The organism is Microbacterium sp. Leaf351 (assembly GCF_001423825.1).
Classification (GTDB): domain Bacteria; phylum Actinomycetota; class Actinomycetes; order Actinomycetales; family Microbacteriaceae; genus Microbacterium; species Microbacterium ginsengisoli.
Map to the genome: position 1 here is coordinate 167,906 of NZ_LMPK01000015.1, position 1,775 is coordinate 169,680.

A 1,775-nucleotide genomic window follows, 5' to 3' on the forward strand; every position below is an offset into this window, starting at 1 on the left:
CGTGCTGTCGGGCGTGGGGGCCGCCGTTCTCGCCGATCTGGTGACGGCCGGTGGGGGCGAGGCATCCGCTGTCTCTCGTCCGGCCGGCGCGCAGGTGAAGGTCAACATGCTGCTGCGTCGACTGCCGCGGCTGCGCGACACATCCGTGGCCCCCGAGGCGGCGTTCGCGGGAACCTTCCACGTGAACGAGCGGATGAGCGATCTGGATGCCGCGTACGCCACGGCGCGCGCCGGTCGCGTGCCCGATCCGCTGCCGGCGGAGATCTACTGTCATTCGCTGACGGACCCGTCGATCCTCGGACCCGAGCTGCGCAGCGCCGGCGCCCAGACCCTGACACTGTTCGGGCTGCAGGTGCCGCACGCGTTGGTGACCGGACGCGACGCCGCGGGCGCGCGCGACGAGGTGCAGTCCGCGGCGATCCGGTCGCTGAACGCGGTGCTTGACGAACCGATCGAGGACTGCCTGTGGATCGCGCCCGACGGGTCGCCGTGCATCGAGGCGCGCACGACCGACGATCTCGAACGCTCACTCGGCATGGTCGGCGGTGACATCTTCCACGGCCCGTTGTCGTGGCCGTGGCTCGATGACGCCCCCGATGCCGCACCCGCCCGCTGGGGCGTCGCGTCAGGCGTCGACGGGGTGCTGCTGTGCGGATCGAGCGCGGTGCGAGGTGGCGCGGTCAGCGGAATCGGCGGTCACAACGCGGCGAGGGCGGCGCGGGAGCTGCTCGAGGCCTGAACCCCAGGTTCAGTCGCGGGCCGCCGTTCCATCGGGTCGCGCGGCCCGTCGCCGAGTCAGGTCACGCGGGGAGGGCGCGATCTGACCGTGGGTGTGCGACCCGGCGGTCACTCCGTGGGCGTCTGCGGCGGCAGCGGAGGGCGCGGCGGAAGCGTCGGGTCACCGGTCGGCGCAGCGACGGGAGCCGCGGGCGCCGGTGCGGCAGCGGGGGCCGTGCCCGGAGCGGGATAGCTGGGCCGGCCCGTGTAGTACGCGTTCCAGTCCGGCGTGCCGTTCGGCAGCGGAGGCAGCGGCGTGACCCGGTCGGCGTAGGTCGGCCATCCGGGCGGGGGCCCCGCGACCAGGGGCTTGGGAGTCCGCGGCGCGAACAGCACGGTCACGAGCGGCACGAGGGCGGTGCCGACGGCGGCGAGGATGGCGACGGCGACCGTGAGGCGCCAGTAGATGTCGTGGAAGCGCAGGAACTCCTGCAGCACGAGCGGGATCACCAGCAGCACGGCGAGGATGCCGACCAAGGCGATGGTCGCGAGAGACGTGACCGTGGTGAACGACGTGCGGAACCGCAGCCATGCCTTCACGTAGAGGCGCACGTGCAGCACGGCGAGCTGGAGGATCAGCACCACGAGAAAGAACGAGAAGGTGCGCTGCGCGCCGAGAAGCGGGTCGACACCGTCATACGACGGGACGAGCGGGTTGGAGCCGCTGCCGTAAGGATCGTCGTAGCCGCTTTGCGCGGAGCCTGCCGGCATCCAGATGAAGATCGCGCCGATGAGCAGCGTCACGACCCACACCGTCATGCTGACCAGCACGAACCACACCGGACGCCGCGATGACAGCCGCGCCTCGAGGATCGAGACCCCGGCGAATGCGGCGAGCAGGAAGATCGTGAGGAACGCCCGCCCGATGAGGCCGTTCTGGTTGCCCACGAGCACCCAGACGACGCTCACGATTGCTGCGGCGATGAGTGCGCCGATGGCGACCCAGATCGATGCACGCACCAGTGGGGACGAGGTCGACCCGTTCGCGGCGGGCGGGG

General features: G+C 71.5%; 1 protein-coding gene and 1 pseudogene. One reads left to right on the forward strand and one right to left on the reverse strand.

What is annotated here, in order from left to right:
- Positions 1–739, forward strand: a pseudogene (locus ASG00_RS17435) (NAD(P)/FAD-dependent oxidoreductase); the annotation flags it as partial.
- A gap of 107 nt (positions 740–846) precedes the next feature.
- Here the strand turns inward: ASG00_RS17435 and ASG00_RS06480 are convergent.
- Positions 847–1,775 (reverse strand): hypothetical protein (locus tag ASG00_RS06480; protein ID WP_056207811.1); only part of this gene is annotated, 929 nt, incomplete at its 5' end.